Origin of the sequence: Arsenicicoccus sp. UBA6765, assembly GCF_002453335.1 — a bacterium.
GTDB lineage: Bacteria > Actinomycetota > Actinomycetes > Actinomycetales > Dermatophilaceae > Arsenicicoccus > Arsenicicoccus bolidensis.
Window position 1 is genome coordinate 26,510 of sequence record NZ_DKGR01000006.1, and the last position, 23,820, is coordinate 50,329.

The 23,820-nt window shown below is 73.1% G+C and carries 23 protein-coding genes; 11 read left to right on the forward strand and 12 right to left on the reverse strand.

The genetic code is table 11. The annotated features are described in order from the left end of the window. Nucleotides 1–2 precede the first annotated feature (2 nt). Nucleotides 3–803 carry a LytR C-terminal domain-containing protein gene (locus B4K29_RS01325; protein ID WP_286966245.1) on the reverse strand — a complete coding sequence of 267 codons (801 nt, stop codon included), beginning with the start codon at nucleotides 801–803 and terminating at the stop codon, nucleotides 3–5. 239 nt (nucleotides 804–1,042) lie between these two features. Between B4K29_RS01325 and B4K29_RS01330 the strand changes: the two genes are divergently transcribed. Both B4K29_RS01330 and B4K29_RS01335 read left to right on the forward strand, forming a co-directional pair. Then, nucleotides 1,043–2,008 carry a TolB family protein gene (locus tag B4K29_RS01330; protein ID WP_286958507.1) on the forward strand — a complete coding sequence of 322 codons (966 nt, stop codon included), beginning with the start codon at nucleotides 1,043–1,045 and terminating at the stop codon, nucleotides 2,006–2,008. Continuing rightward, the gene (locus tag B4K29_RS01335) at nucleotides 2,005–2,472 is read left to right on the forward strand and encodes an SRPBCC family protein (protein ID WP_286961714.1); all 468 of its coding nucleotides are present in this window, start codon (nucleotides 2,005–2,007) and stop codon (nucleotides 2,470–2,472) included. Before B4K29_RS01330 ends, B4K29_RS01335 begins: the two co-directional genes overlap by 4 nt. Before the next feature lie 93 nt (nucleotides 2,473–2,565). Here the strand turns inward: B4K29_RS01335 and B4K29_RS01340 are convergent, their stop codons facing one another. From B4K29_RS01340 to B4K29_RS01355, 4 genes are read right to left on the reverse strand one after another with little or no spacing between them, the layout of a single operon-like run. After that, entirely contained in the window at nucleotides 2,566–3,030 is a 465-nt protein-coding gene (locus B4K29_RS01340; RefSeq protein ID WP_286958504.1) for a hypothetical protein, read from the reverse strand. 56 nt (nucleotides 3,031–3,086) lie between these two features. After that, nucleotides 3,087–3,734, reverse strand: coding sequence for a histidine phosphatase family protein (locus B4K29_RS01345; protein ID WP_029211540.1), 648 nt, complete (start codon nucleotides 3,732–3,734; stop codon nucleotides 3,087–3,089). Nucleotides 3,735–3,781: 47 nt separating this feature from the next. Then, complete coding sequence (locus B4K29_RS01350) at nucleotides 3,782–4,834, reverse strand: lipoyl protein ligase domain-containing protein (protein ID WP_286966253.1); 1,053 nt, start codon at nucleotides 4,832–4,834, stop codon at nucleotides 3,782–3,784. A 31-nt stretch (nucleotides 4,835–4,865) separates the two neighbouring features. After that, entirely contained in the window at nucleotides 4,866–6,104 is a 1,239-nt protein-coding gene (locus B4K29_RS01355; protein WP_286966246.1) for a helix-turn-helix domain-containing protein, read from the reverse strand. A 150-nt stretch (nucleotides 6,105–6,254) separates the two neighbouring features. Between B4K29_RS01355 and B4K29_RS01360 the strand changes: the two genes are divergently transcribed. The 3 genes from B4K29_RS01360 to B4K29_RS01370 are packed head-to-tail and all read left to right on the forward strand — an operon-like array spanning nucleotide 6,255 to nucleotide 8,516. Next, entirely contained in the window at nucleotides 6,255–6,941 is a 687-nt protein-coding gene (locus B4K29_RS01360; protein WP_286958515.1) for an AzlC family ABC transporter permease, read from the forward strand. Next, nucleotides 6,938–7,249 carry an AzlD domain-containing protein gene (locus tag B4K29_RS01365; protein WP_029211544.1) on the forward strand — a complete coding sequence of 104 codons (312 nt, stop codon included), beginning with the start codon at nucleotides 6,938–6,940 and terminating at the stop codon, nucleotides 7,247–7,249. Before B4K29_RS01360 ends, B4K29_RS01365 begins: the two co-directional genes overlap by 4 nt. Continuing rightward, nucleotides 7,191–8,516, forward strand: a complete 1,326-nt coding sequence (locus tag B4K29_RS01370; RefSeq protein ID WP_239264280.1) for an MFS transporter — start codon at nucleotides 7,191–7,193, stop codon at nucleotides 8,514–8,516. Before B4K29_RS01365 ends, B4K29_RS01370 begins: the two co-directional genes overlap by 59 nt. An 815-nt stretch (nucleotides 8,517–9,331) precedes the next feature. On the opposite strand, the gene B4K29_RS01375 is transcribed toward B4K29_RS01370, so the two are convergent. Beyond that, entirely contained in the window at nucleotides 9,332–9,991 is a 660-nt protein-coding gene (locus B4K29_RS01375; protein ID WP_286960066.1) for a hypothetical protein, read from the reverse strand. A 13-nt stretch (nucleotides 9,992–10,004) separates the two neighbouring features. Next, complete coding sequence (locus tag B4K29_RS01380; RefSeq protein ID WP_286960065.1) at nucleotides 10,005–11,132, reverse strand: toxic anion resistance protein; 1,128 nt, start codon at nucleotides 11,130–11,132, stop codon at nucleotides 10,005–10,007. A 233-nt stretch (nucleotides 11,133–11,365) separates the two neighbouring features. On the opposite strand from B4K29_RS01380, the gene acs reads away from it, so the two are divergent. Continuing rightward, a complete protein-coding gene (gene acs / locus B4K29_RS01385) occupies nucleotides 11,366–13,306 on the forward strand; it encodes an acetate--CoA ligase (RefSeq protein ID WP_376786869.1) in 1,941 nt (646 codons plus the stop codon). On the opposite strand, the gene B4K29_RS01390 is transcribed toward acs, so the two are convergent. Continuing rightward, nucleotides 13,307–14,932, reverse strand: a complete 1,626-nt coding sequence (locus B4K29_RS01390; RefSeq protein WP_286957413.1) for a hypothetical protein — start codon at nucleotides 14,930–14,932, stop codon at nucleotides 13,307–13,309. Between the two features lie 73 nt (nucleotides 14,933–15,005). After that, on the reverse strand, nucleotides 15,006–15,818 hold the full coding sequence (locus tag B4K29_RS01395; RefSeq protein ID WP_286957415.1) for a glycerophosphodiester phosphodiesterase family protein: 813 nt from the start codon (nucleotides 15,816–15,818) through the stop codon (nucleotides 15,006–15,008). A gap of 251 nt (nucleotides 15,819–16,069) precedes the next feature. Between B4K29_RS01395 and nhaA the strand changes: the two genes are divergently transcribed. From nhaA to B4K29_RS01415, 4 genes are all read left to right on the forward strand, one after another. Then, nucleotides 16,070–17,428, forward strand: a complete 1,359-nt coding sequence (gene nhaA / locus B4K29_RS01400; RefSeq protein WP_239264269.1) for a Na+/H+ antiporter NhaA — start codon at nucleotides 16,070–16,072, stop codon at nucleotides 17,426–17,428. Next, nucleotides 17,425–18,288 carry a YwiC-like family protein gene (locus tag B4K29_RS01405; RefSeq protein ID WP_286966248.1) on the forward strand — a complete coding sequence of 288 codons (864 nt, stop codon included), beginning with the start codon at nucleotides 17,425–17,427 and terminating at the stop codon, nucleotides 18,286–18,288. The genes nhaA and B4K29_RS01405 overlap by 4 nt, the downstream gene beginning before the upstream one ends. 192 nt (nucleotides 18,289–18,480) lie before the next feature. Continuing rightward, nucleotides 18,481–19,077, forward strand: coding sequence for a phage holin family protein (locus B4K29_RS01410; RefSeq protein WP_286966249.1), 597 nt, complete (start codon nucleotides 18,481–18,483; stop codon nucleotides 19,075–19,077). 152 nt (nucleotides 19,078–19,229) lie between these two features. After that, a complete protein-coding gene (locus tag B4K29_RS01415) occupies nucleotides 19,230–20,159 on the forward strand; it encodes an alpha/beta fold hydrolase (RefSeq protein WP_286966250.1) in 930 nt (309 codons plus the stop codon). Between the two features lie 187 nt (nucleotides 20,160–20,346). On the opposite strand, the gene B4K29_RS01420 is transcribed toward B4K29_RS01415, so the two are convergent. Genes B4K29_RS01420 through nth form a run of 3 tightly spaced genes read right to left on the reverse strand, consistent with a single transcriptional unit; the run spans nucleotide 20,347 to nucleotide 23,015 of the window. Next, nucleotides 20,347–21,552, reverse strand: coding sequence for a MarP family serine protease (locus B4K29_RS01420; RefSeq protein ID WP_286960058.1), 1,206 nt, complete (start codon nucleotides 21,550–21,552; stop codon nucleotides 20,347–20,349). A gap of 6 nt (nucleotides 21,553–21,558) precedes the next feature. Further along, nucleotides 21,559–22,212 carry an NUDIX hydrolase gene (locus B4K29_RS01425; RefSeq protein ID WP_286960056.1) on the reverse strand — a complete coding sequence of 218 codons (654 nt, stop codon included), beginning with the start codon at nucleotides 22,210–22,212 and terminating at the stop codon, nucleotides 21,559–21,561. Continuing rightward, nucleotides 22,209–23,015 (reverse strand): endonuclease III, encoded by an 807-nt coding sequence (gene nth, locus B4K29_RS01430; protein ID WP_019285155.1) that lies wholly within the window; start codon nucleotides 23,013–23,015, stop codon nucleotides 22,209–22,211. Before nth ends, B4K29_RS01425 begins: the two co-directional genes overlap by 4 nt. 63 nt (nucleotides 23,016–23,078) lie before the next feature. Here nth and B4K29_RS01435 point away from each other — a divergent pair, with 63 nt between their 5' ends. Continuing rightward, nucleotides 23,079–23,756 carry a Crp/Fnr family transcriptional regulator gene (locus tag B4K29_RS01435; protein ID WP_029211765.1) on the forward strand — a complete coding sequence of 226 codons (678 nt, stop codon included), beginning with the start codon at nucleotides 23,079–23,081 and terminating at the stop codon, nucleotides 23,754–23,756. The last annotated feature ends 64 nt before the right edge of the window (nucleotides 23,757–23,820 follow it).

Below are 23,820 nucleotides of genomic sequence, written 5' to 3' on the forward strand. Positions count from 1 at the left end.
CCTCAGCTCGCGCAGGGGCGGGAGACCGTGGGCACGACCTTGGGCGGCTCCGGCGGGATCGGGGGGACCTGGTCCTGCGGGGTCAGGCCCTTCCACTTCATGCCGAGCAGCAGGTCGACCGAGGCGTCCTTGCGGTCGTCGCGCAGCAGGGTGCTGCCGGGCACGTGCTGCTGCACGAGCTTGGCGTTGAGGTCGCCGTTCTCGCCGTAGCGGATGACCGCGACCTCGGTGACCCAGGACTTCTGCGGGTCGGCGGAGACGCCGCCCTGCTTGAACCCGCGCCTCACCATGTCGTTCATGGTGTTGGTGGCGAGGTTCTCGTAGTAGGTCGTGTTGTAGACGTTGAGCGTGAACTGGCCGGGGCGGGCCGGCGGACGCGGCGGACGCGGGGCCAGCCCGCGGAAGTCCGTGCCGATCACGACGTCCACGACGGTGTCGAAGCGCTCGGGCAGCTCAACCATGCGGGCCCCCGGCACCTGCTGCTGGATGAGCAGCGCCTGGTCGTATCCCTTGCGCCCGTAGCGGATCTCGCCCTCCGGGGTCACCGCGCGCAGCTCGGTGTCGTTGCCCAGCCGACCGACCTTGAAGCCGCGCTTGCCGAGCTCGGCGTGGACCGGGCCGGCCACGCCGGACTTGCCCGACGCGTTGAGGACGTTGGTCGCGAAGGACGCTCGGGCGGGTGCCGGCACCACGGTCGGCTGGCAGGTGTCCCGCTGGGGGGCGTCGAGCCAGCCCATGCCGGCGGCGCTGCCCACGCCGGCGGTGGCGATCAGCACGGCGGGGAAGGTCACGAAGGCCGTCACGCGACGACGGCGACGACGACGCATTCGCTCTGCATCGGTCAGCTGGTGCATGCCGTTGACCCCCCGGAGTCCCTCGGGACCGCTCGTCCATCCTGTGCGGACAGCGGTCGTGTGGTGTCACAGTGACGGGTGTGACAGGTCGATTGTCCTGCCGTCCGGGGGCCACGGAAGGCGCTCGGGCGCGGCGTGATCATTCCGTGTCCAACTCGTCACCTTCTGTCAATCTTAGGGGGTCTTCAGTGGGGTTCGTTCCACCGTTCGGCCGTGCGCTCCTGCCGGGTCAGCGGAGCGTCGTGTGGCTGCACGACGTCGTCGACGACACTCGTCGCGTCCTGCTCGAGAGCGACGAGCTCGTGCTGGAGGCGCCGAGCTTCGCGCCGGACGGGCGGCACCTGGTCGTCAACGCCGCCGGGCGCCTGCACGTGCTGCCGCTGACCCGGTCGTTGCGCCCCGACGGCCCGCTCGCCGAGGTCGACACGGGCTCGATCCGCAACGCCAACAACGACCATCTCGTCTCCCCCGACGGCCGCCACCACCTGCTCACCGCGGACGGCCACGTCTATCGCGTGCCCTGGCAGGGCGGGGAGCCGCAGCGGCTCACCCCCGACCCGGGCTCCGAGCCGCTGCGCTACTACCTGCACGGGCAGAGCCGGGACGGGCGGGTGCTCGGGCTGACCGTGCTGAGCGGCCGGCTGGGCAGCGGGGACGTCATACGGACCAATGTCGGGCTGCTGGACCTCGACTCGGGCGAGCTGACCCTGCTCACCGACACCACGGCCTGCGACGGCACCGAGCTCGGTCCCGGCGGGCCCGGCGAGGGCCACGACGACCGGGTGTGGTTCAACAGCGAGCTGCGCGCCACGCGACCCGGCCACTCCCAGGTCTATCGCGTCCGCCCCGACGGCACCGACCTCGAACAGCTCACCCACGACGAGCGGGTCAGCTGGTTCCCGCACCCGTCGCCGGACGGTCGCTGGCTGGCCTATCTCGCCTACGAGCCCGGGGTGGAGCAGCACCCCCCCAACCTGCCGGCCCAGATGCGGCTCCTCGACCTCGCCGACCCCCGCGTCGGCACCCCCGCGCTGCCAGTGCACGTCCTCGCCGACATCTTCGGCGGGCAGGGCGCCACCAACGTCAACGGCTGGGCGCCGGACTCGCGACACCTGGCGTATGTCGACCATCCCGTGGGTAAGGGGACCGCATGACTGACGACAAGAAGATCACCGTCCAGCGGACCATCGACGCGCCGGCCAAGGACATCTTCGAGGTCCTGACGCTGCCGTCGCGGCACGCCGAGCTCGACGGCTCGGGCTTCGTCCGCAGCGACTCCAAGACCGACCGCATCACCGCCACCGGCCAGGTGTTCACGATGAACATGCACGGCGACCACATGGGCGGCGACTACCAGACCGACAACCACGTCACGGGCTACCTCGACAACAAGCTCGTGGCCTGGCAGACCGCCCCCGCCGGCACCGAGCCCAAGGGCTGGGAGTGGATGTGGGAGCTCGAGCCCCAGGGCCAGGACAGCACCCTCGTGACGCTGACCTACGACTGGAGCAAGGTCACCGACAAGCAGCTCCTGCAGAAGATCCACTTCCCGCTGGTCCCGCAGCACGACCTCGAGGAGTCCCTCGAGAAGCTCGCGAGCGCCGTCTCCGGCGGCTGACCGAGCGGATCCTGCACGCGGATCCTGCACGCAGACGATCCCGTCGCCCTCCTCGGGCGGCGGGATCGTCTGCGTCTGGTGGCCGGTGCGCGCTCAGCCCTCGCGGCTGACCACCCGGGTGATCCGCAGGGGCTTGCCCTGCATGCAGGTCGTCATGACGCCCTTGGCCTCGTGCCCCTCGACGGTGACCCGGTCACCGACCTTGAGACCGCCGCCCATCGGCTGGTAGGTCTCACCGGTGGCCTGGTCGGTCAGGACGAGGCAGCGGGGCTCGACGCCCTCGGTGACGGCGCCGGTGACGGTGAGCGTCGCGGTGGGCTTGCCGTTGTCGGAGACGTCGGTCGTGGGGACGAGGGGCGAGGTCATGGTGCCTCCCGGGCTGGTGGTCGGTGCACTGGTGGTCGCTGTCGCGCTGGTGGTGGCGCTGGTCGAGGTCGGCCGGCTGGTGGGGCCGCTCGTCGCCGGCGGCGAGCCCGTGTCGGCGCCGCAGGCGGTGAGGACGAGCGCGAGCAGCGCCGTGCCGACGGCAGCGGCGGCAGGGCGGGTGGTGGTCGTCATACCTCGTATGACGCCCCGCCGCAGGCGTGCGTTCCGGCGCGGCGCTCCCGCACCGGTCACGCCGTGGGGCCGTCGTTGGCCTCGTCGCCGGGCTGCTCGCCCCCGGCCGGGTCGCCCTCCCAGGTCAGGCAGGTCCACCCGAGGTCGGGCCCGCCCTCGAGCACGATCACGCCGGTGTTGCTGATGAGCCGGTCGGCCAGGAACTCGCCCGTCAGGTTGGCGCAGCGCATCGCGGTCCACAGCCGCAGCACCGCCCCGTGGCTGACCACGACGGGGCACTCGGCGCCGGAGTCCGCCACCTCCTCCACCGCCGCGTCGAACCGGCCGAGGACCTCGTGACCCGACTCGGCACCGGGCATCCCGGCGTCGAGGTCGCCGCGCGCCCAGGAGTAGAGGACCTCGAGATAGGTCCGGACCGCCTCGCGGTCGCCGCGCATCTCGACGTCGCCGGCGCTGATCTCGCGCAGGTCGTCGAGTTGGATCGGCGTGATCCCCCGCGCGGCCGCCAGCGGGGCCGCGGTCTGGTGGGTGCGCACGAGGCTGGAGACATAGATGGCGTCGACGGGCTCGTCGGCGAGCGCGGGGACGACGGCCTCCGCCTGCTCGCGCCCACGGTCGGTGAGGTCCGCCCCGGGGCGCGCCGTGTCCAGCAGGCCGTCGACGTTGGACGTGGTCTGCCCGTGGCGGACGAGGATGAGACGCATAGGTCGCACGGTACTGCCCCGACGTGACGTCGTGGCGTCGACCCCGGTCAGGGGATCCGGTGCGTCCACGCCGGCGTGCTGAACTTGGTCTCCACGAGCGTCGCGGCCGCGTCCAGCTCGGTCTGCGTGTAGGTCCGGCGCGTCACGGCATACCGGCTCTCGAAGGAGCGCAGGAAGGAGTCGATGATCTGCTCCCGCGGCAGCCCGGTCTGCGAACGCATCGGGTCGACGCGCTTGTTGGCGGAGCGAGTCCCCTTGTCCGACATCTTCTCCCGACCGATGCGCAGCACCTCGAGCATCTTGTCGGCGTCGATGTCGTAGGCCATCGTCACGTGGTGCAGCACGACCCCTCCGGCGAGCCGGCGCTGCGCGGCGCCCGCGATCTTGCCCTGGTCGGAGGCGATGTCGTTGATCGGCACGTAGCGTGCCCGGATGCCGAGCTCGGCCAGCGCGCCCATCACCCAGTCGTCGAGGAACTCGTAGGAGCGCTGGAAGCTCAGCCCCTCGACGAGCGAGGCCGGCACGACGAGGGAGTAGGTGATGCAGTTGCCCGGCTCCATGAACATCGCGCCGCCGCCCGTGATCCGCCGCACGACGTCGATCCCGTGCCGTCGGCGGCCCTCCTCGTCGATCTCGTTGCGGTAGGACTGGAAGCTGCCCATGACGACCAGCGGCCGGTCCCAGTCCCAGAAGCGCAGGCTCGGCCCGGCCTCGCCGCGAGCCACCTCGCCCGCCAGCACCTCGTCGAGCGCGACGTGCATGCGCGGGTCCAGCGTCACGGGCGCGATGAGGTCGAAGGTGTGGTCCTCCCAGCGGGAGGCGTGACCCAGCGCGCGTCGGACCGCGATGCCGACCGCCTCGGGCGAGAAGCCGATGAGCTGGGCGTCGTCGGGGAGCCGCGACGCGATCGACGCGGCGACGTCGTCCGCCCTGGCGTCGGCGGGGAGCCCCACCAGGGCGGCGTTGATGTCCTCGAGGGCCTCGTCGGGCTCGAGGAAGAAGTCCCCGGAGACGTGGGCCTCGCTGATCCTCCCGTCGACGGTCTCGAGCTCGACCGCGACCAGCTTGCCGCCTGGGACCTTGTACTCGCCTCGCGTGATCCTCGACCCTACGCCGTGGCGGGCGCGGCGCTCAGGTCGTCGACACCTCGTCGTAGAGCTGCCAGGCCACCCGGGCCCCCTCGGCGTCGCCCGCCAGGGTCAGGTCGCGCGCCGCGGACAGGGCCTCGAGCGCCACCTCCTCCTGGTCGCCGGCGCTGCGCAGGGTCCGCGCCCGGTCGAGCCGCAGCCGCCCCCGCGCGAGCCCGGCCAGCCCCGGGAGCCGCAGCGCGTCGTCGAGCACCCGGCGCGCGTCCACGAGCCGGTCGTGCTGCTCGTGCCACTGCGCCTCGGTGCGCGCGAGGTCGGCGAGCTCGTCGGTGCAGCCCAGCCAGGTCAGGTGCTGGCGGGCCAGGGTGATCAGCTCGGGCACGTCGTCGTCCACGCGGCGGCTCACCCGCATCCAGCACGTCGCGCCCACGAAGCGCGCCCAGTCGCGGTGGTCGACGTCGGGGTTGACCTCGGTCGCGGCGACCTTGTGCCACCGCAGCCCGTCCCGCACGTCGCCGCTCTCGAAGGCGTGCGTGCCGATGGTCCAGGCGACGAGCCCACCGAGGTGGGTGCCGGCGAGCCGGTGGTGCAGCGTCTCGAGCTCGACGAGCAGGCCGTCGCCGGGCAGGGCCTGCGTGGCCAGCGCCGCGATGACGGCCTCGGCGCGCAGGGCGGGGTCCCCGACGTCGGCGCTGGCCTCGAGCGCCCGGTGCGCGTGGTGGGTCGCCGAGGTGCGGTCGACCGCCCGCCGGCTCGTCTTGCTGGCCAGCGTGTGCGCCTCGGCCGCGAGCGCGGGCTGCGACTGCACCCAGGGGTGGGCCGTGAGGGCCGTGGCCGCGTCCGCCGCCGCCGTGTAGTCACCGATGTGCATCAGGGCCCTGACCTCGACGATCGTCATGGCCCACCACATCTCGGGCCGGTCGTGGCCCAGCGCCAGCTCCGCGGCGCGGCGGGCCTCGGCCGCGAGGTCCTCCGTCGACGAGCCGGACCGCATCCGCCCCACCCGTGACGCGAGGGCTGCCAGATCTGCCGTGGACACCTCGGGCACCTCCTCGTCGCGCCCCTGCCCCCAGGACTCCCCCGCCAGGTAGCCACGGGGCAGCTCCAGCCGCCGCTCGAACAGCGAGGTGAGCCGTGGCGTCGGCTCGCGACGACCCGCCTCGAGGTGGGACACATAGCTGATGGAGAGGTCCTGCCCGGCCAGCTCGCCCTGAGAAAGCCCGGCCTCGAGCCGAGCACGTCGCAACCGGCTCGCGAAGGACGTCTCGTCGGCGTCCGTCATGGCACCTCTCCGATCCGCGGATGGGCCGTTCGGGGCCCAGGGCTGTCAACCTCCTTGACACTAAGGTCAACGGCCGTCCGTGTCATCCCACGACACGGTCGCCGAGGGACCAGGCCGGTGCCGCTGTGCGAGGGTGCCGCCATGCCCACGATGACCCCCGCCGTGCGCATGGGGCTGTCCATCGCCGCCGCGACCGGGCTCTACGGCCTGTCCTTCGGCGCGCTGGGCGTCGGCGCGGGCCTGAGCATCTGGCAGACGTGCGCGCTGTCGCTGCTGATGTTCACCGGCGGGTCGCAGTTCGGGTTCATCGGGGTGGTCGGTGCGGGTGGCTCGACCGTGACGGCGCTGTCGACCGCCGCCCTGCTCGGTGTCCGCAACGCGCTGTACGGCATACAGATGAATGCCCTGCTCAAGCCCCCGTGGGCGCTGCGCCCCCTCCAGGCGCACGTCACGATCGACGAGTCCACCGCCACGGCCGTCGCCCAGGAGGGCGACCCCGACGAGACGCGGCGCGGGTTCTGGGCCGCCGGGCTCGGAATCTACGTCCTGTGGAACGCCTTCACGCTGGCCGGCGCGCTGCTCGGCGACGCGATCGGCGACCCGGGGACCTACGGGCTGGACGGGGCCGCGGTGGCGGGCTTCCTCGGGCTGCTGTGGCCACGCCTGCGACGCCGGGACGGGCGGGCGGTCGCGGTCGTCTGCGCGCTCGCCACCGTCCTCGCGACACCCGCCCTGCCCTCGGGGCTGCCGATCATCCTCGCCGCGGCCGTCGCGCTGATCATCGCCCTGGTGACCCGACGGGCCGTCGACGCGAGCGACGAGGGGGAGGCCGCGTGACCCTCACCGCCGCCGTCCTGCTCGCCGCCCTCGTCTGCTACCTCACCAAGCTGTCGGGCTATCTCGTGCCGAGCCACCACCTCGAGCACCCCCTCGTGGCCCGCATCGCCTCGACCATGACCGTCGGGCTGCTCGCGGCCCTCGTCGCCGCCAACACCGTCGTCACCGGCCGGGCGATCGTCCTCGACGCCCGCCTGGGCGCGCTCGCGGTGGCAGCGGTGGCCCTGTGGATGCGGCTACCCTTCATCGTTGTCGTCATCCTGGGCGCCGCCGCTGCCGCCCTCCTCCGCCACCTCGGGATCGGGTAGCCCTCTGTCGTCGTTCACCTCCGCCTACGGGATCCTCTTCCGGATCCCCGGGGCGCGCCGCTTCATGCTGTCCGCCTACCTCGCCCGCTTCGGCGCGGCCATGATGGGCGTCAGCATCATCGCCATGCTCTCCTCGCGCCGCGGGTCCTACGGCCTCGCCGGCGCCATCTCCTCGGTCGGCCTGGTCGGCATGGCCCTCGCCGGGCCGTCCATCGGGCGCCTCATCGACCGCCACGGCCAGCGGCGGGTCGCCCTGCCCCTCGGCCTCGTGTCGGTCGGGGCGCTCGGCATACTCCTCGTGGCCACCTGGCTCGGCGCACCCGTCTGGCTGCTGGTCCTCGCCAACCTCGGCAACGCCGTGATGCCACAGGTCGGCACCCTAGTCCGAGCCCGGTGGGCGCACCTGCTCGGCGGCGACGCCCGCGCGCTGCACACCGCCAACTCGTTCGAGCAGGTCGCCGAGGAGTCCTGCTTCATGCTCGGCCCCGCGCTCGGGGGCGCGCTCGCCACCCTGGCCTTCCCCGAGGCCGGGCTGCTCGTCGCGCTCGTGCTGTATGCCGTCGGCGTGGTCGGCCTCACGGTCCAGACCTCCACCGAGCCGCCGATCCACGCGGTGCACGAGCACCACGCCGGACGCGCCTGGCGGGCCCCGGGCCTGCTGCTGCTCGCCGTCACGCTGGCCCTCACCGGCGCGATCTTCGGGTCGATGGACATCGTGGCGCTGGCGTTCGCGGAGGCGCACGACGCCAAGTCTTTCGGCGGGGTGGCGCTCGGCATGTTCGCCGGCGGCTCGCTGATCGGGTCCCTCGTGTATGGCGCCCTGCCCGTCACCGGGGCCATCGCCAGGCGCCTCCGCTGGGGCACGGCCGCGATGTTCGTGCTGCTGCTGCCGGTGCTGATGGTCGACCACGTGTGGACCTTCGCGGTGGTCGTGCTGATCGCGGGCGGCGCCATCGCCCCCACCCTGATCACCGCGACGATGCTGGCACAACGCCTCGTGCCGCCGTCGCAGATCAACGAGGGCATGACGATCGTCATGACGGGGCTGCTGATCGGGGTGTCGCTGGGGTCCTTCGCCGGCGGGACGGCGGTCGAGGCGCTGGGTGCGTCGCGGGCCTTCCTCGTGCCGTGCGGTGCGGCGATGGTGGCGTTCGTGCTGGCGCTGGTCGGCGGTGGCCGGGTGGCGCGGGCGGAGAAGCGCGCGCTGTCGCTGTGGGGGTCACCTGCGGCGGGCGGCCCCGAGGCTGCGGGGACCCCGCCGGCCTGAGCGCCGGGGTGGTGAGCGCCGGCCAACGTGGTGGGGCCAACGGGTGGAGAACGCCACCGTCATGGGTGGCCTTCTCCACCCGTTCGTCATGGCGGCGACCCGCGAGCTGCGTGCGAAGTGGTTTGCCGAGTCGCGCGCGCCACCTTGGCGCCCGAAAGTGACCCGACGGGCAGGTTGAACGTCCTCACGGCGTCCCAGGCGGCTGAAAGTGACCCGACAGGGCAGGTTGAACGTTCTCACGGCGTCCCAGGCGGCTGAAAGCGACCCGGCGGGGCAGGTTGAACGTCCTCACGGCGCCCGGGGCGACCCAACGCGCCCCGACGGGTCACTTCGTGCCGCCAGCTCCGGGTTTGCGAGCCAACGGTGGAGAACGCCACCGTCATGGGTGGCCTTCTCCACCCGTTCGTCATGGCGGCGACCCGCGAGCTGCGTGCGAAGTGGTTTGCCGAGTCGCGCGCGGCACCTTGGCGCCCGAAACTGACCCGACGGGGCAGGTCGAACGTCCTCACGGCGTCCCAGGCGGCTGAAAGTGACCCGACGGGGCAGGTTGAACGTTCTCATGGCGCCCAGGGCGACCCGACATGCCCCGACGGATCAGTTCGTGCAGCGAGCTCCGGGTGCAAACCGAACGGGTGGAGAACGCCACCGTCATGGGTGGCGTTCTCCACCCGTTCCCGCGGGACGCCGGAACCCCGCAGACCTGAGCGCCCGCGTGCCCGATCGGCAGCGCATCCAGGCCAGGCCGGCCTAGGCCGGGCTCCGGCATACGGTTGGACGATCGGACCCGCCGGGGTTGGTCACATCAGCCTGGGGGACTAAGGCCGGTCGATGTGACTACCTGAGGTAGGTCCGTCGTGGTGGAACTTCTCCTCGAGGAAGCGGCCCTGGTCGGTCAGGGTCTGCGCGTCGCCGGCATAGATCGCGCTCTGCACCGACCCCAGCCGCTGCTCGAGCACCTGCATCTGGTGGGTCAGCTCCTGCGCGGGGGTGCGACCCTCCGCGCCCGGGGCGTCACGGGCATAGCTGCCCGGCAGGTTGAGATAGGCCTGGAGCGAGGTCGGCAGGTAGTCCCGCACCGTGCGCTGCACCACGTGCAGGTCGTCCGGCGAGGTGGCCAGCTGCTCCGCGCGCTGAAGGATGTCGCGCAACACGGCCACGACGCGGTGGAACGCGAGGTAGCCCTCCTCGGGGAGCCGGTTGGAGGACTTGTCGGTCTGGTCGACGAGACGCTGCAGCTCGGTGCGCAGGTCGACGATCAGCGCCTGCGTGGCCTGGGTGCCCGTCGCAAGACCCCCACGTCGGCGCGCTCCGGGGGCGACGGCCGCGCCGACGGCATACAGCCCGACGACCGCGGCGGGCCACCAGTCCCCGGCGAGGTCGGTGGGCACCGTGACGGCCGCGGCCCCGAGCCCGAGCACGGATCCCACGATGTTCTTGGTGGACGCGAGGTAGCGCGTCAGAGCGTTGCCAGCCACGACCCCAGCCTAGTCATCGGCGCCGCTGGTCCAGCGCGCGGCGGGTCTCGTCCTCGGCCGCGGCGCCGCGGGTGCGCGTGGCGTCGGCCTCGTCGAGCGCGGCGTAGACCTCGCCGAAGGCGCTCTTGAGGCGCGCGATCGCGTCCGGCGAGCCGGACCCCGCGGTGTCCCGCATGGTCTGGGCCGAGTCGTCCAGCAGCTCCGCCGAGCGGCGGTCCAGGTCCTGCACCCCGTCGACGACCCGGCGCTGCCCCTTGACCGCGCCCGAGACGACCACGGCCGTGCGCAGCGCCGCCAGCGTCGTGGTCGCCGCCCGGTCGATGCCCTGGACGAGCAGCTCGTTGTTGGACCGCACGAGGTCCAGCGCGAGATAGCCCTGGGTGCACACCGCGAGGTGGGTCAGCAGGTCCTGGTGCTTCTGCCGGGCCGCGCGCTGCACCTGGTCGCGCAGCACGTGGGCGCGGGCCGGGTCGGACGCCTCGAGCCCCGGCAGCGCACGCCCGATCTCGTCGTCGATGGCGCCCGCGAGCACGGAGTACTCCTGCAGCTGGCCCATGAGCCGCCACAGGTTGGCCCGCTCGCCCGCGACCGCCGCGTTGTCCTTGCGCAGCTCGTCCTGCTGGGTCCGCAGCGACAGGATCAGCATGTTGATGCGGTCCTGGCTGGCGTAGTAGCGCTCGACGTAGTCCGCGACCCGGTCCCCCATCGGCACGAGCCCGAGGAGCTTGCGCGCCGGCTTGTCGAGGTCGGCGGGGTCGAGCTCCTCGACCTCCTGGCGCAGGCGCACGAGCTGCTCCCCCGCCACCTGCTCCGGGCCGCCCTGACGTGCCCCCACCGAGCCCGAGCGGGCGCGACGGTCGAGCATCCGCGAGGACAGCTGCGAGGAGGCCTTGACCTCGGCGTCGCCCATCGTGCTGATGTCGCGGACGCGCTGGTCGAGCACCGGGGAGTGCACGTCGACGGCGAGCAGCTGCTGCACGAAGCCCTCGGCGTTGCGGCGCAGCGCGTCGGCCACGGCCGGGTCGACGGGCACCGCGGTGGCCGCCTGCTGCGGCGTCACCTCGGCGACGGGCCGGGGCGCCGACAGTGGAGACGGCATCGGCGACGGCTCAGGTGCCGCGAGCGGGGTGGGCTCGGTCATGGGCTGCTCCTGTCGTGGCGGGTGGGCTCGGACGTCCACCCCATCATGCCCGTATGCCGGTGGCCCCTCGTGCGGCGCGGCTGCGGCATACGGCCGGTGACCGCCCGGCGACGGGCACCGACCACCCGACGACGACCGTCTCAGGCGCGGCCGGTGGCCTGGCACGGGCGCCCGATGTGAGGTTGGCTGGGGGGCAACCTTCCCGACTCGAGGAGGAGCCGACCGTGTCTGACTTGTCTGACCTCTCTGACCACACCGCGCAGGAGTTCCCGCCGGACCCCGCGTTCACCGAGCAGGCGGTCGGGCAGGCCGAGCTGTTCGACCAGGCCGACGCCGACCTCGAGGGCTTCTGGGCCGACCAGGCGAGGAAGTACGTCTCCTGGAGCAAGGACTTCACCCAGGTCCTGGACTGGAGCGACGCGCCGTTCGCGACGTGGTTCGCCGACGGCGAGCTCAACGTCGCCCACAACTGCGTCGACCGGCACGTCGAGGCCGGCAACGGCGAGCGGGTCGCCATCCACTTCGAGGGCGCCGAGGGCGGCACCCAGACGATCACGTATGCCGAGCTGCAGCGCCGCGTCTGCCAGGCCGCCAACGCCCTCACCGAGCTGGGTGTGGCCAAGGGCGACCGGGTCGCGATCTACCTGCCCATGATCCCCGAGGCGATCGTGTCGATGCTGGCCTGCGCCCGCCTCGGCGCCCCGCACTCGGTGGTGTTCGGCGGGTTCAGCGCCGACGCCATCCGCTCCCGCATCGCCGACGCCGAGGCCCGCGTGGTCATCACCGCCGACGGGCAGTACCGCAAGGGCAAGTCCGCTCCGCTCAAGGCCGCCGTCGACCAGGCCGTGTCGGGCGAGGACTCCCCGATCGAGCACGTGCTCGTCGTGCGCCGCACCGGGGCCGACGTCGAGTGGTCCGACAAGGACGTGTGGTGGCACGACCTCGTCGACCGGCAGAGCGACCACCACGAGGCGCAGCCGATGGCGGCCGAGCACCCGCTCTACATCCTCTACACCTCCGGCACGACCGGGAAGCCCAAGGGCATCCTGCACACCTCCGGCGGCTACCTCACGCAGGCGGCCTACACCAACGCCGTCGTCCACGACCTGCACCCCGAGACCGACGTCTACTGGTGCACCGCCGACATCGGCTGGGTCACCGGGCACTCCTACCTCGTCTACGGGCCGCTCGCCAACGGCGCGACCCAGGTCGTCTACGAGGGCACCCCGGACTACCCGCACCAGGGCCGCTGGTGGGAGATCATCCAGAAGTACGGCGTCACGATCCTCTACACCGCCCCCACCGCGATCCGCACCTGCATGAAGTGGGGCGCCGAGATCCCCCAGAAGTTCGACCTGTCCTCGCTGCGCGTCCTCGGCTCGGTCGGCGAGCCGATCAACCCCGAGGCGTGGCTGTGGTACCGCAAGAACATCGGCGGAGACCGCTGCCCGATCGTCGACACCTGGTGGCAGACCGAGACGGGCGCGATCATGATCAGCCCGCTGCCGGGCGTCACCTCGCTGGAGCCGGGCTCGGCGCAGCGGCCCATCCCGGGCATCAGCGCCGAGATCCTCGACGACGCGGGCGAACCCTTCACCGAGGCGGAGAAGGTCGGCTACCTCGTGCTCACCAAGCCGTGGCCCTCGATGCTGCGCGGCATCTGGGGCGACCCGGAGCGCTACAAGGACACCTACTGGAGCCGGTTCGGCGAGAAGTACTACTTCGCCGGCGACGGCGCGAAGTACGACGCGAACGGCAACATCTGGCTGCTCGGCCGGGTCGACGACGTCATGAACGTCTCGGGCCACCGCCTGTCCACCGCCGAGATCGAGTCGGCCCTGGTGTCGCACCCGTCGGTGGCCGAGGCGGCCGTCGTCGGGGCGGCCGATGACACGACCGGTCAGGCCGTGTGCGCGTTCGTGATCCTGCGCGAGGGCGCGCAGCAGAGCGACTCCACGGTCGAGGAGCTGCGGTCCCACGTCGCCAAGGAGATCAGCCCGATCGCCAAGCCCAAGTCGGTCATGATCGTCACCGAGCTGCCCAAGACGCGGTCCGGCAAGATCATGCGGCGCCTGCTCAAGGACGTCGCCGAGGGCCGCGAGATCGGCGACTCGACGACGCTCACGGACGCCTCGGTCATGGACTTCATCAAGCAGGGGATGTCCCAGCGCTGACTACCTCGGGGAGGTGCGGAGGGCGGGCACGAGGACCGTCGGCGGGCCGGGCACCCGCTCGACGGCGTCCGTCTCGACGTCCCAGCGCAGCATGACCGGCGCCCGGCCGTCGCCCGGGCTCACCGCCAGCAGCACGGTGCGCCCGTCCTCCCACCCCGAGATCATCGTCGCCGGCGACCGCATGGCGGGGTTGCTGCCGCCATAGGCCCGCCAGCGCCCGCTGCGCAGGTCCATGACCTGCACGGGTCCCGCGGTCCGGGCCTGGTATCGCCCGTCCGGGCTGGTCGCCGTCGGCGCCATGGCCTCCGTCGGCAGGCACGGGTGCGACGTCGACGTGATGTCGCTGACCGGCACCCGGTAGGTGCACGCGCGTTCGTCGTCCAGGCGCATGACATAGGCCGGGTCCCCTTGCGAGTCCGGCGTGACGACCGCGTCGTCGGGCAGGTCCAGGTGGTGCATCCGCTGCCCCAGCTCCCAGAGGAAGTGGAGCGTGCCCTGCCGGCCCTCCGCCGGCGTCGGGTCGCCGCTCGGGCCGGCCGTGCCGGTCGGCGTGGGTGTCTCGGGCATCACGGTCTGCATGATCAGGACCCCGCGCGTGGTCCAGGACGCCACCCACGCGGAGGTCGGCACCTCCTGACGCGCGACCTCGGTGCCCGTCGCGGCGTCGATCACCCGGACCGTGAACGGCGCCGGACCCCCGTCGGTCGCCCACTCGACGTAGGCCAGCCGGGACCCGTCCGGGGACACGGCGAAGCCACTAATCTCGCCACCCGCCGCCCTGACCGGCGCCCCCTGTCCCTTCCACCACCGCAGCTCCGTCCCCATCTCGCCCTGGCCGCCCTGGTCGGCGAGGACCACGACGGCGCCGCCGTCCGGTCCGAAGGCCACCGGCGTGACCATCGCCAGGTCCGGCCTGCCGGAGGACCGCGCCAGGCGGGTCGTGCCCGAGCCGCGCACCAGCCACAGGTCCGCGCCCTGCTGCTCGACGCGGGGCAGGGCGCTCGTCCGGCGGCCTGCCGCCGTGCCGAGGGCGGCCTCGTAGGCCTCGAGCGGCAGGACGTCCGGCTCCGGGACGGGGGTCGGCTGCGCCGACCCGCTCTGGGTCGGCGTCCACGACGGGGTCGTGGACGAGGGCGGGTATGCCGTGGGCGACGCCGCACCGCCGCTCGAGGTCGGGGACGCGGTGGGTGACTGCGTGGTCGTGGGCGAAGGCGTGCCGTCACGCAGCCGGTCGACGGCGACCCACCCGCCGGCGACCACGAGTGCTCCGGCCACCGCCAGGGCGGTGACCTGGCGACGACGGTGGGCGGTCGTCATACGGGCCCGCACGTCGTCGGCCGAGACGGGGCACACCCCGTCGCCGGCGAGGCTCGCGGCGCGTCCCCACAGGGCGTCGAGGTCGTCGTGGTCGGGCTGGGGCACGTCCTGCTCGCGGGCGGCCAGCCGGATCCGGCGCTCGGCGACGGCTCGCACCTGGCCGTGGGAGGCCTCACCGCGCCGCCCGGCCAGGGTGACGAGCACGTCCTCGGTCACCTCACGGGCGGCGGGCCGGGGCACGATCGCCTGCGCCCAGCGCCAGACGAGCGGGCCGGCGCGACGCACCAGACCGTCGAGGTCGTCGACCATGCGGGCACCCCCTGGCTCGTCGGCACGTCCCAGCTGCTCGAAGGACTGCTCCTCGGAGGACGCAGCGAGCCTGTCACAGGTTGCCCGGCAGCCCCACCTCGTGCTCGTCGGCGGCCGGAACCGCGCCAGGCATCGGCACCCAGTCGCCGCGGGCGACCAGGACCTCGCGCAGCAGGTCGGGGCGGTCCGAGATGACGCCGTCGACGCCGAGCGACAGCAGGCGGTCCATCGCGACCGGGTCGTTGCACGTCCAGGTGATGACCCGCACCCCGACGGAGTGGGCCAGGTGCACCACCTCCTCGACGAAGATCGGGACGCGCCCCAGCTGGATCGGCACGTGCGCGAACGGCGCCGAGCCGATCCAGCGCGGCACGGGCACGCCGGCGCGCGAGCAGGCGATCAGCGTGGTCAGGGAGCGCCAGCCGAGGGAGGTGGCCACGCCCGGGGCACCCTCGCGGACCCGACGCAGCCAGCCGTCCCACGCGCCGGCGACGCACACCCGCTCGCGATAGCGCCGGATCCGCAGGACCTGCACCAGCGGCTCGAGTGCGGACTCGTCCTTGAGGTCGATCGAGAAGCACGCGTCGGGGAAGGCCTCGAGCGCCTCCACCAGGGTCGGCACCTGCTCCTGCCCGCACACCCGCAGCCGCTGGAGCTCGCGCAGGCTGCGGCCTGCCACCGGGCCGGTGCCGTCGGTGATGCGGTCGAGCGTCTCGTCGTGGAAGCACACGAGCTGTCCGTCGGCGGTGAGCCGCACGTCGGACTCGAGGTAGCGCACCCCGAGCGCCGCCGATCGCTCGAACGCCGCCAGGGTGTTCTCGGGGGCCAGCTGCGCGCCACCGCGGTGCGCGAGCGCCAGGGGGAAGGGACCGTCGCCGTAGGCCATGTCTCCATGGTCAGGGCCTCGCCGGGCTGCTGGGGGCCGTGCCCGGGGTCCACGACGAGGTGTTCACCGGGGCTTCCCGATCCGGCCATGCGTTGCTCGGACGCCGGTGGCCGGGCGACCTCTCGCGCTCCCAGAGCGCCCGAGCGACCGCTCGGACGCGATAGAATGCCCGTTGGTGTGCCGGGAAGTCTGGTCGGCGTCGTCCCTCGCGACCCCTCGACCGGGTCCCCACCTCGTCCGCGAAAGGCATCATGCCAGCGAACTCCCCGCGCCCCTCCGCCACCGGCAGCTCCCGACTCTTCGCCCGCGGCAGCTGGCGCGAGACCCAGCGCATCACCGCGGCGCTGCGCACCGAGACCGTCGGAGGCGCCCTCCTCCTCGTCGCGGCCCTGGCCGCCCTGGTCTGGGCCAACACGCCCTGGCGGGAGTCGTATGCCGCTCTCCGCGACCTGCACGTCGGCCCATCGGCGCTGCACCTCGATCTCTCGGTCGGGCACTGGGCGGCCGACGGCCTGCTCGCGATCTTCTTCTTCGTCGCCGGCATCGAGCTCAAGCACGAGTTCACGCGCGGCGACCTGTCCGACATCCGCAAGGCGACCGTCCCCGTGGCGGCGGCCTGCGCCGGCGTGATCCTGCCCGCCCTGCTCTTCCTGGGTGTCGGGATGCTGCGCGGCGGGGGCGGTGACGTCCTGCGCGGCTGGGCCATCCCCACCGCCACCGACATCGCGTTCGCCCTCGCGGTGCTCGCCGTCATCGGCACCCACCTGCCGTCCGCGCTGCGGTCCTTCCTGCTGACGCTGGCCGTCGTCGACGACCTCATCGCGATCACGATCATCGCCGTCGCCTACACCGAGTCGCTGCAGGCCCTGGCGCTGCTCGCCGCCCTCGTCCCCCTCGCGGCGTTCGCCCTGGCGACGCGGCGCGGCTGGACCTCCCCGTGGCTGCTGATCCCGTTGGCGCTGCTCACCTGGGGCCTGGTCCACGCGTCCGGGATCCACGCGACCGTCGCCGGCGTCCTGCTCGGCCTGGTCACCCCGGTCGACGTCGGCCACCGACTCGAGCACGTCGTGCGCCCCGTGTCGGCGGGCGTGGCGGTGCCGCTGTTCGCGTTCTTCGCGGCCGGCGTCACGGTCGTGGGTGGCGGCTTCGGCGAGGCCGTCAGCGACCCGGCCGCGCAGGGCGTCGTCGCCGGCCTGGTCGTCGGCAAGTTCGTCGGGATCCTCGGCGCGACCTGGCTCCTGGCCCGCTTCACTAAGGCCGAGCTCGACAGCGACCTCGCCTGGGCCGACATCGCCGGCCTGTCCCTGCTGGCTGGCATCGGGTTCACGGTGTCGCTGCTGGTCGGCGAGCTGGCCTACGGCGCCGGCTCCGCGCGGGACGACCACGTCAAGCTGGCCGTCCTGCTGGGCTCGCTGGTCGCGGCCGTGCTCGCGTCGGTCGTCCTGCGCAGCCGCAACCGGCACTACGCCCGGATCGCGGCGCGCGAGGCCGAGGACCTCGACCTCGACGGTGTCCCGGACGTCTACGAGGCCCACGGGAGCATCACCCCCGACGGTGTCGGGGACGGTCGTCAGGACGGGCGTCGCGAGGATGGCACGCTGTCCTCATGACCCGAGGCAGGAAGCGCGCCCCCGGCTGGGTCCCCCAGCAGCACGGCGCCTGGGCCATGCTCGTGGTCCCCGCGGTGACCGGCACGGTGCTGCTGGTGCGCGACCACGGCTGGCGGTGGGTGGCCCTGCCGGTGCTCGCGATCACGATCGTCGGCTACTTCCTGCTCAACGCGGTCACGTTGTGGCTCAAGGCTCGTCGCAAGCCCCGCTACTGGCCTCCGGTCCGGGCGTATGCCGCCGCCGCAGGCCTCCTCGGGGTCGCCGTCCTGGCGCTGGGACCCGGGCTCGCGGGGTGGCTCGTCGTGGCCGCCCCGCTCCTGGCGGTGGCCCTGATCCTGGCGTCGCGCCGTCGGGACCGCGCCACCCTCAGCGGCCTGATCACCGTCACCGCGGCCTGCCTGGTCACGCCGGTCCTGTGGGGCGCAGGTCTGCCGGCCCGTCTCCCCCTGGGCGCGATGAGCGCCGCCGCCGACGTCGCCGCGCGCCGGCCCGACCAGGTCAGGGTCGTGGCGTTCGTGACGCTGCTGCAGCTGGCCTACTTCTTCGGCACGGTCGTCTACGTCAAGACGATGATCCGCGAGCGCGGGGACCGGCGCTGGTTCGCGGCCTCTTTGGCCTATCACGCGGCGGTGACGGCGGTGCTGCTCGCGGCGGCGCTGGGCGGCATACCGGCGCTGACCACCGGTGTCTCGGGGGCCGCTCTCGTCCTGGCCACCGTGGTGCTGGCCCTCGCGACCGCACGCGCCTGGGCGATGCCGGCCCTCGGCCCGCTGCGCGGGCGCCAGATCACGCCGCTGCAGGTAGGGCTCGTGGAGATCGGCTTCAGCGTGGCGGTGCTCGTCGCCTGCCTGCTGGCCTGACCCGTCCGCGTGGCCCACCAGATCGCTCACCAGATCGTCCACCGCATCGTCCGAGGTGCGAGCCGTGCCCGCCTCGCGGAACCTCCCCCGTCGGCCACCGCGATGTAGGTATGGTTTCGGGTGAATGTGTGAATGACCTGATCGAGCCCTGTCCCGGGATCTCGATCCCACAGTCCACGAGGAGTCGCCCCCATGTCCACGTCCTACACCGAGCAGGAGCACGACGCTCGCCGCGCCGACCGTGACCGCGAGGCGCGCAACTACGACAGCGACACCACTGCTCGCACCATCGGCCAGCTGGTCGCCGACGCGACGCAGGACGTCTCGAGCATCATGCGCAACGAGATCCAGCTCGCCAAGGCCGAGGTCAAGACCGACGTCGCCAAGGCCGGCAAGGGCATCGGCATGTTCGCCGGCGCGGGCGTCTTCGCCTTCCTCGCCCTGATCCTGCTGCTGATCGCCGCGGCCTACGGCCTGATCGCCCTCGGCCTGGCCCCGTGGCTGTCCTTCCTGATCGTCGCCATCGTGCTGCTGGTCGTCGCCGGCATCCTCGCGATGGTCGGCAAGAAGGCCCTGAGCACCGTCAACGTCAAGCCCGAGCGCACCATCCGCAACGCGCAGGAGACGGTCGAGGCCCTCAAGCCCAACACCTCCCGCCCGGCGGTCACCGAGCAGCGCACCGCGGCCTACGGCTCGGCCCGCGAGACCACGTCACGCGAGGCCACGTCGACCTACGCGACGACCGACGCGCCGGACACCCGCAGCGAGGCCGGCGCCACGCGCGCCTGAGCCCCACCACCTGTCCGACCAGCGGCCCCCTCCCCACCAGGGAGGGGGCCGCTGTCGTCCCCACCCTCCGTCATGACCCTGCGTCATGACCCCACCCCGCCGACCCGCGAGCCGTTGGTGCGCCCCGCCCGTCCTTTGCCAGGATGGGGCCGATGAACGACGGCACCATGCGTGACGCCGCCAGCACCCTGGTCCCGGGGCCCTGGCGGCACCGGTTCGTGTCCGCGAACGGCGCGAGGTTCCACGTCGCCGAGGCCGGGGACGGCCCGCTCGTGCTGCTGCTGCACGACTTCCCGCAGTTCTGGTGGGCCTGGCGGCACCAGCTGGTCTCGCTGGCCGAGGCCGGCTATCGCGTGGCCGCGATGGACCTGCGGGGCTTCGGCTCGTCGGACAAGCCGCCCGTCGGCTACGACACCTTCACGTCCGCCGCCGACGTCGCGAGCGTGGTGCGCTCCCTCGGCGAGCGCTCGGCCGTGGTCGTCGGCCAGGGGCTCGGCGCCTGGATCGCCTGGTCGATGCCGTCCCTGCAGCCCCCGGCGACCCGAGCGGTGGTCGCGCTCGGCGCCCCGCACCCGCTCGCCCTGCGCACGGCGTCGTTGACCCTGCCCACGCAGATCCAGGCGGGCCGCACGTTCGCCGGGCTGCAGCGGCCGTTCGTGCCGGAGCGCCGCCTCGGCGACCCGGCCTCGGGCTACGTCGCGCGCATCCTCACCGAGTGGTCGGCCCCCGGCGCGACCTGGCTGGACGTCGACATCACCACCCGGTATGCCGAGCAGATGGCCCTGCCGTTCGTGGCGCACTCCGCGGCGGAGTACTACCGCTGGATGGCTCGCTCCCAGCTGTGGATCTCCGGGCGGCAGTGGGCCGCGGCGCTGCGTCGCCCCATGCGCGTGCCCGCCCTCCACCTGCACGGCGCCGAGGACCGCGCCGTGCTGCCGATCACGATGGGCGGCTCGGCACGCTACGCCGCGTCCGGCCTGGACGCCCACCTCTTGCCGGGCACGGGCCACTTCGTCGCCGAGGAAGCCCCGGACCGCGTGGACGCCCTGCTCCTCCCCTGGCTCGCCGCCTTGCCGCGCTGATCCCGCCCTGGGCGCCCCGCACGACCCGAACTGAGCTCCCAGCTCACGACATGTCGCCTGACCCCTCCTTTCAGCGCCCCGGACGACACGAACTGAGCTCCCAGCTCACGACATGTCGCCTGACCCCTCCTTTCGGCGCCCCGCACGACCCGAACTGAGCTCCCAGCTCACGACATGTCGTGCGCGGTCAGGCGGCGGAGCAGGATCCCGTGGCGGCGGGCGAGGTGTCGGAGACACCCTCCGCGAGGATGGGCCGGGTGGCCGCGCTGGTCAGGGCGTAGCCCGTGCTGGGGTCGTCGACCGACTGGGCGAAGATCGTGCCCGCCACGCGTCCGTCGGTGGTGAGCAGCGGGCCGCCCGAGTTGCCGGGACGGACGGTGGCATAGAGGGAGTAGACCTGGCGCACGGCCCCCGTGCTGCCGTAGATGTCGGCGCCACGGGCCGACATGACCGAGCGGACGCGGGCGGCGCCGAGGCGATAGGGCCCGCCGCCGGGGAAGCCCGCGACCACCGCGTCCGCGTCGGAGCGCAGCGTGTCGGCGACCTGCAGCGGTCGCGCCCGCAGGGCGGGGACGTGCAGCACCGCCACGTCCAGGCGGGGGTCGAACGAGACGACGGTGGCGGCATACGACCGTCCCTGCCCACCGACCTGCACCCGGACCCGCTCGGTGCCGGCGACCACGTGGGCGTTGGTGACGACCCGCTGCGGCGACATCACCCAGCCGCTGCCGTCCTGCTCGCGACGGCACACGGGCGCGTCCCCGACGACCTTGACGATCGAGTCGCGCGCGGCGACCACGCCGGCCGTCTGGGCGACGCGCGGGTCCGGCGGGGCGGCGGGCGCGATCGGCTCGGCCCCCATCCCCTCGAAGACGCGGGGGAACTCGCTGGCCTCGACCTGCGACCGGAAGTCTGCGAACGCCCGCCCGACCTGGGCGGGCATCACCGCGTCGACGGCCCCGAGCACGCGCGACCCGGCGACGGTGCGGGCCACGCTCCCCGGCGCGGCCGTGCGCAGGGTGTCCCCGACGAACCAGTAGATCGTGGCCAGGACCAGCACCGACGCCACGGCCCCGGTGACGGCGTCCAGCAGCTGGGTGGGGCGCAGGCGGTTGCGCGACCGCAGGTGCGCGCCGAGACGTCCGAGCAGGGCCTCCCCGATCACCGCGAGCAGCAGGACCCCGAGCGCCAGGACCGCGGCCCGCAGCAGGAGGGAGTCACGCAGCGCCTGGGCGTTCTCGAGCAGCGGCGGCAGGGCGCGCAGGCCGAGGACGGCCCCGGCGACCAGGCCCGCCGTCGCGAAGGCGGACATGACCAGACCGCGACGCCAGCCCGCGGCGGCGTGCAGGCCGAGGGCGACGAGCAGGATCACGTCGAGGACGACTGGGCTCATGCCTGCTCAGCGCCACATGCGCTCGGGAAGTTCCTCGTGACGCGAGTCGTCCCACGGCTCGGCGAGACCCGCGAGGTCCAGCAGCTTGGCGATGATCCCCGCCGTGAAGCCCCAGACGAGCAGCCCGTCGACCTCGAACGCCGGCCCGCGGTAGCCGTTGGGATGCGTCACGGTGAACCGGTTGGCGGGGTCGACGAGCTCGGAGACGGGTGCCCGCAGGACCGAGGCGACCTCGCGCGGGTCGCCGGCCGTCAGCGGGTGGGGGTCGCGCCACCACCCGACGACGGGGGTGATCCCGAAGTCGCGGTGGGGCATGTAGAGCTCGGGCAGGGTCGCGAGCACGTCGATGGAGGACCGGTCCAGGCCCACCTCCTCGTGGGCCTCCCGCAGCGCCGCGTCGATGACGTCGCGGTCCTCCGGGTCGAGCGATCCGCCGGGGAAGGCGACCTGCCCCGCGTGCGTCCGCATCCCGTGCGCGCGCTCGGTGAGCAGGATGTCGTGGTCGCCCGGATCCTCGTCACGGGGGCCGACGAGGACGAGCACGCCGGCGCGCCGTCCCGCTCCGTGATCGGGCGGCAGGAAGCTTGAGTAGTAGTGGGCCGGGGTGGTCTCCACCTGGCCCACGAGCTCGTCCAGCCAGGTGGGCCGGGCCACCGTCATACGCCCTCCTGCGCCCAGCGGGCGGCCAGGCCCGAGGGGGCCTCTCCCAGCCGCTCCGGCCAGGGTGCGCCGGGGGCGAGCTCGAACTTGGCGAGCGTGCGCGCCTTGGTCGCGTCGGTCTCTCCCTCGCCGTATGACGGACAGAGGTCCGCCACGGGGCACACCCCGCACGCCGGCTTGCGGGCATGGCAGATGCGGCGTCCGTGGTAGATGAGGACGTGCGACAGCATCGTCCACTCCTTGCGGGGGAACAGCGCGCCGACCTCGTGCTCGACCTTGACCGGGTCCTCCTCGGCGGTCCACCCGAGGCGCCGCGCCAGGCGCCCGAAGTGCGTGTCCACCGTGATGCCCGGGACGTCGAACGCGTTGCCGAGCACGACGTTGGCGGTCTTGCGGCCCACGCCGGGCAGCGTCACGAGGTCCTTGAGGCGGCCCGGGACCTGCCCGTCATACCGCTCGACGAGGGCGGTCCCGAGCTTGATCAGGGCGTCGGTCTTGGCGCGGTAGAAGCCGGTCGGCCGGACCAGCTCCTCCAGCTCGGTGCGGTCCGCCGCTGCGTAGGCCGCCGCGTCCGGGTAGCGCGCGAAGACCGCCGGGGTGACCTTGTTGACCCCCACGTCGGTCGTCTGCGCCGACAGGACGGTCGCGACCAACAGCTCCAGCGGCGTCGTGAAGTCCAGCTCGGCGATGGCGTAGGGATAGGTGTCGTGCAGGACGCGATAGGTCCGTCGGGCGCGGCGCTTGAGCGCGAGCGGCGACTCGCCGGTGGGCGTCGGACGCGAGGCGGGATCGAGGGTGGACACCCGATCAGGCTACTCGTGCGGTCCGTCACACCCCTGCACGTCCGTGATGGCACAATGACCGACGTGGACAACGACGTGGTGAGAAGGTCTCCGCTCTTCGCGGCGCTCGACGACGAGGCAGCCAGCACGCTGCGGGCCTCGATGAGCCCCGTGAGCCTCGAGCGGGGAGAGGTGCTGTTCCACGAGGGAGCCCAGGGCGACGCCCTGTACATCATCGTCGACGGCAAGGTGAAGCTCGGGCGCACGAGCGGCGACGGGCGCGAGAACCTCTTCGCGGTGCTCGGGCCGGCCGAGATGTTCGGCGAGCTGTCGCTCTTCGACCCCGGCCCCCGCACGCTGACCGCCACCGCGGTCGCCGAGACCTCCCTGGTCGGCCTCGGCCACGACAGCCTGCGCACCTGGCTGGGCGCCCGCCCCGACGTCTCGCTCACCCTGCTGGCCGCGCTCGCCCGTCGCCTGCGCCGCACCAACGAGTCCCTCGCCGACATGGTCTTCACCGACGTGCCCGGCCGCGTGGCCAAGGCCCTCGTCGACCTGTCCCGCCGCTTCGGTCGCCCCTGCGAGGACGGCGTCCTCGTCGCGCACGACCTCACCCAGGAGGAGCTGGCCCAGCTCGTCGGCGCCTCGCGCGAGACGGTCAACAAGTCGCTGGCCGACTTCGCCGGCCGCGGCTGGATCCGTCTCGAGGCCCGCTCGGTCGTGCTGCTGGACATCGAGCGCCTCTACCGCCGCGCCCGCTGAGGATTTCTCCGGCCGTATGCCGGAGGCCCGCCCCTGACTCGGCCCCACGCGCCCTGAGAGGTCA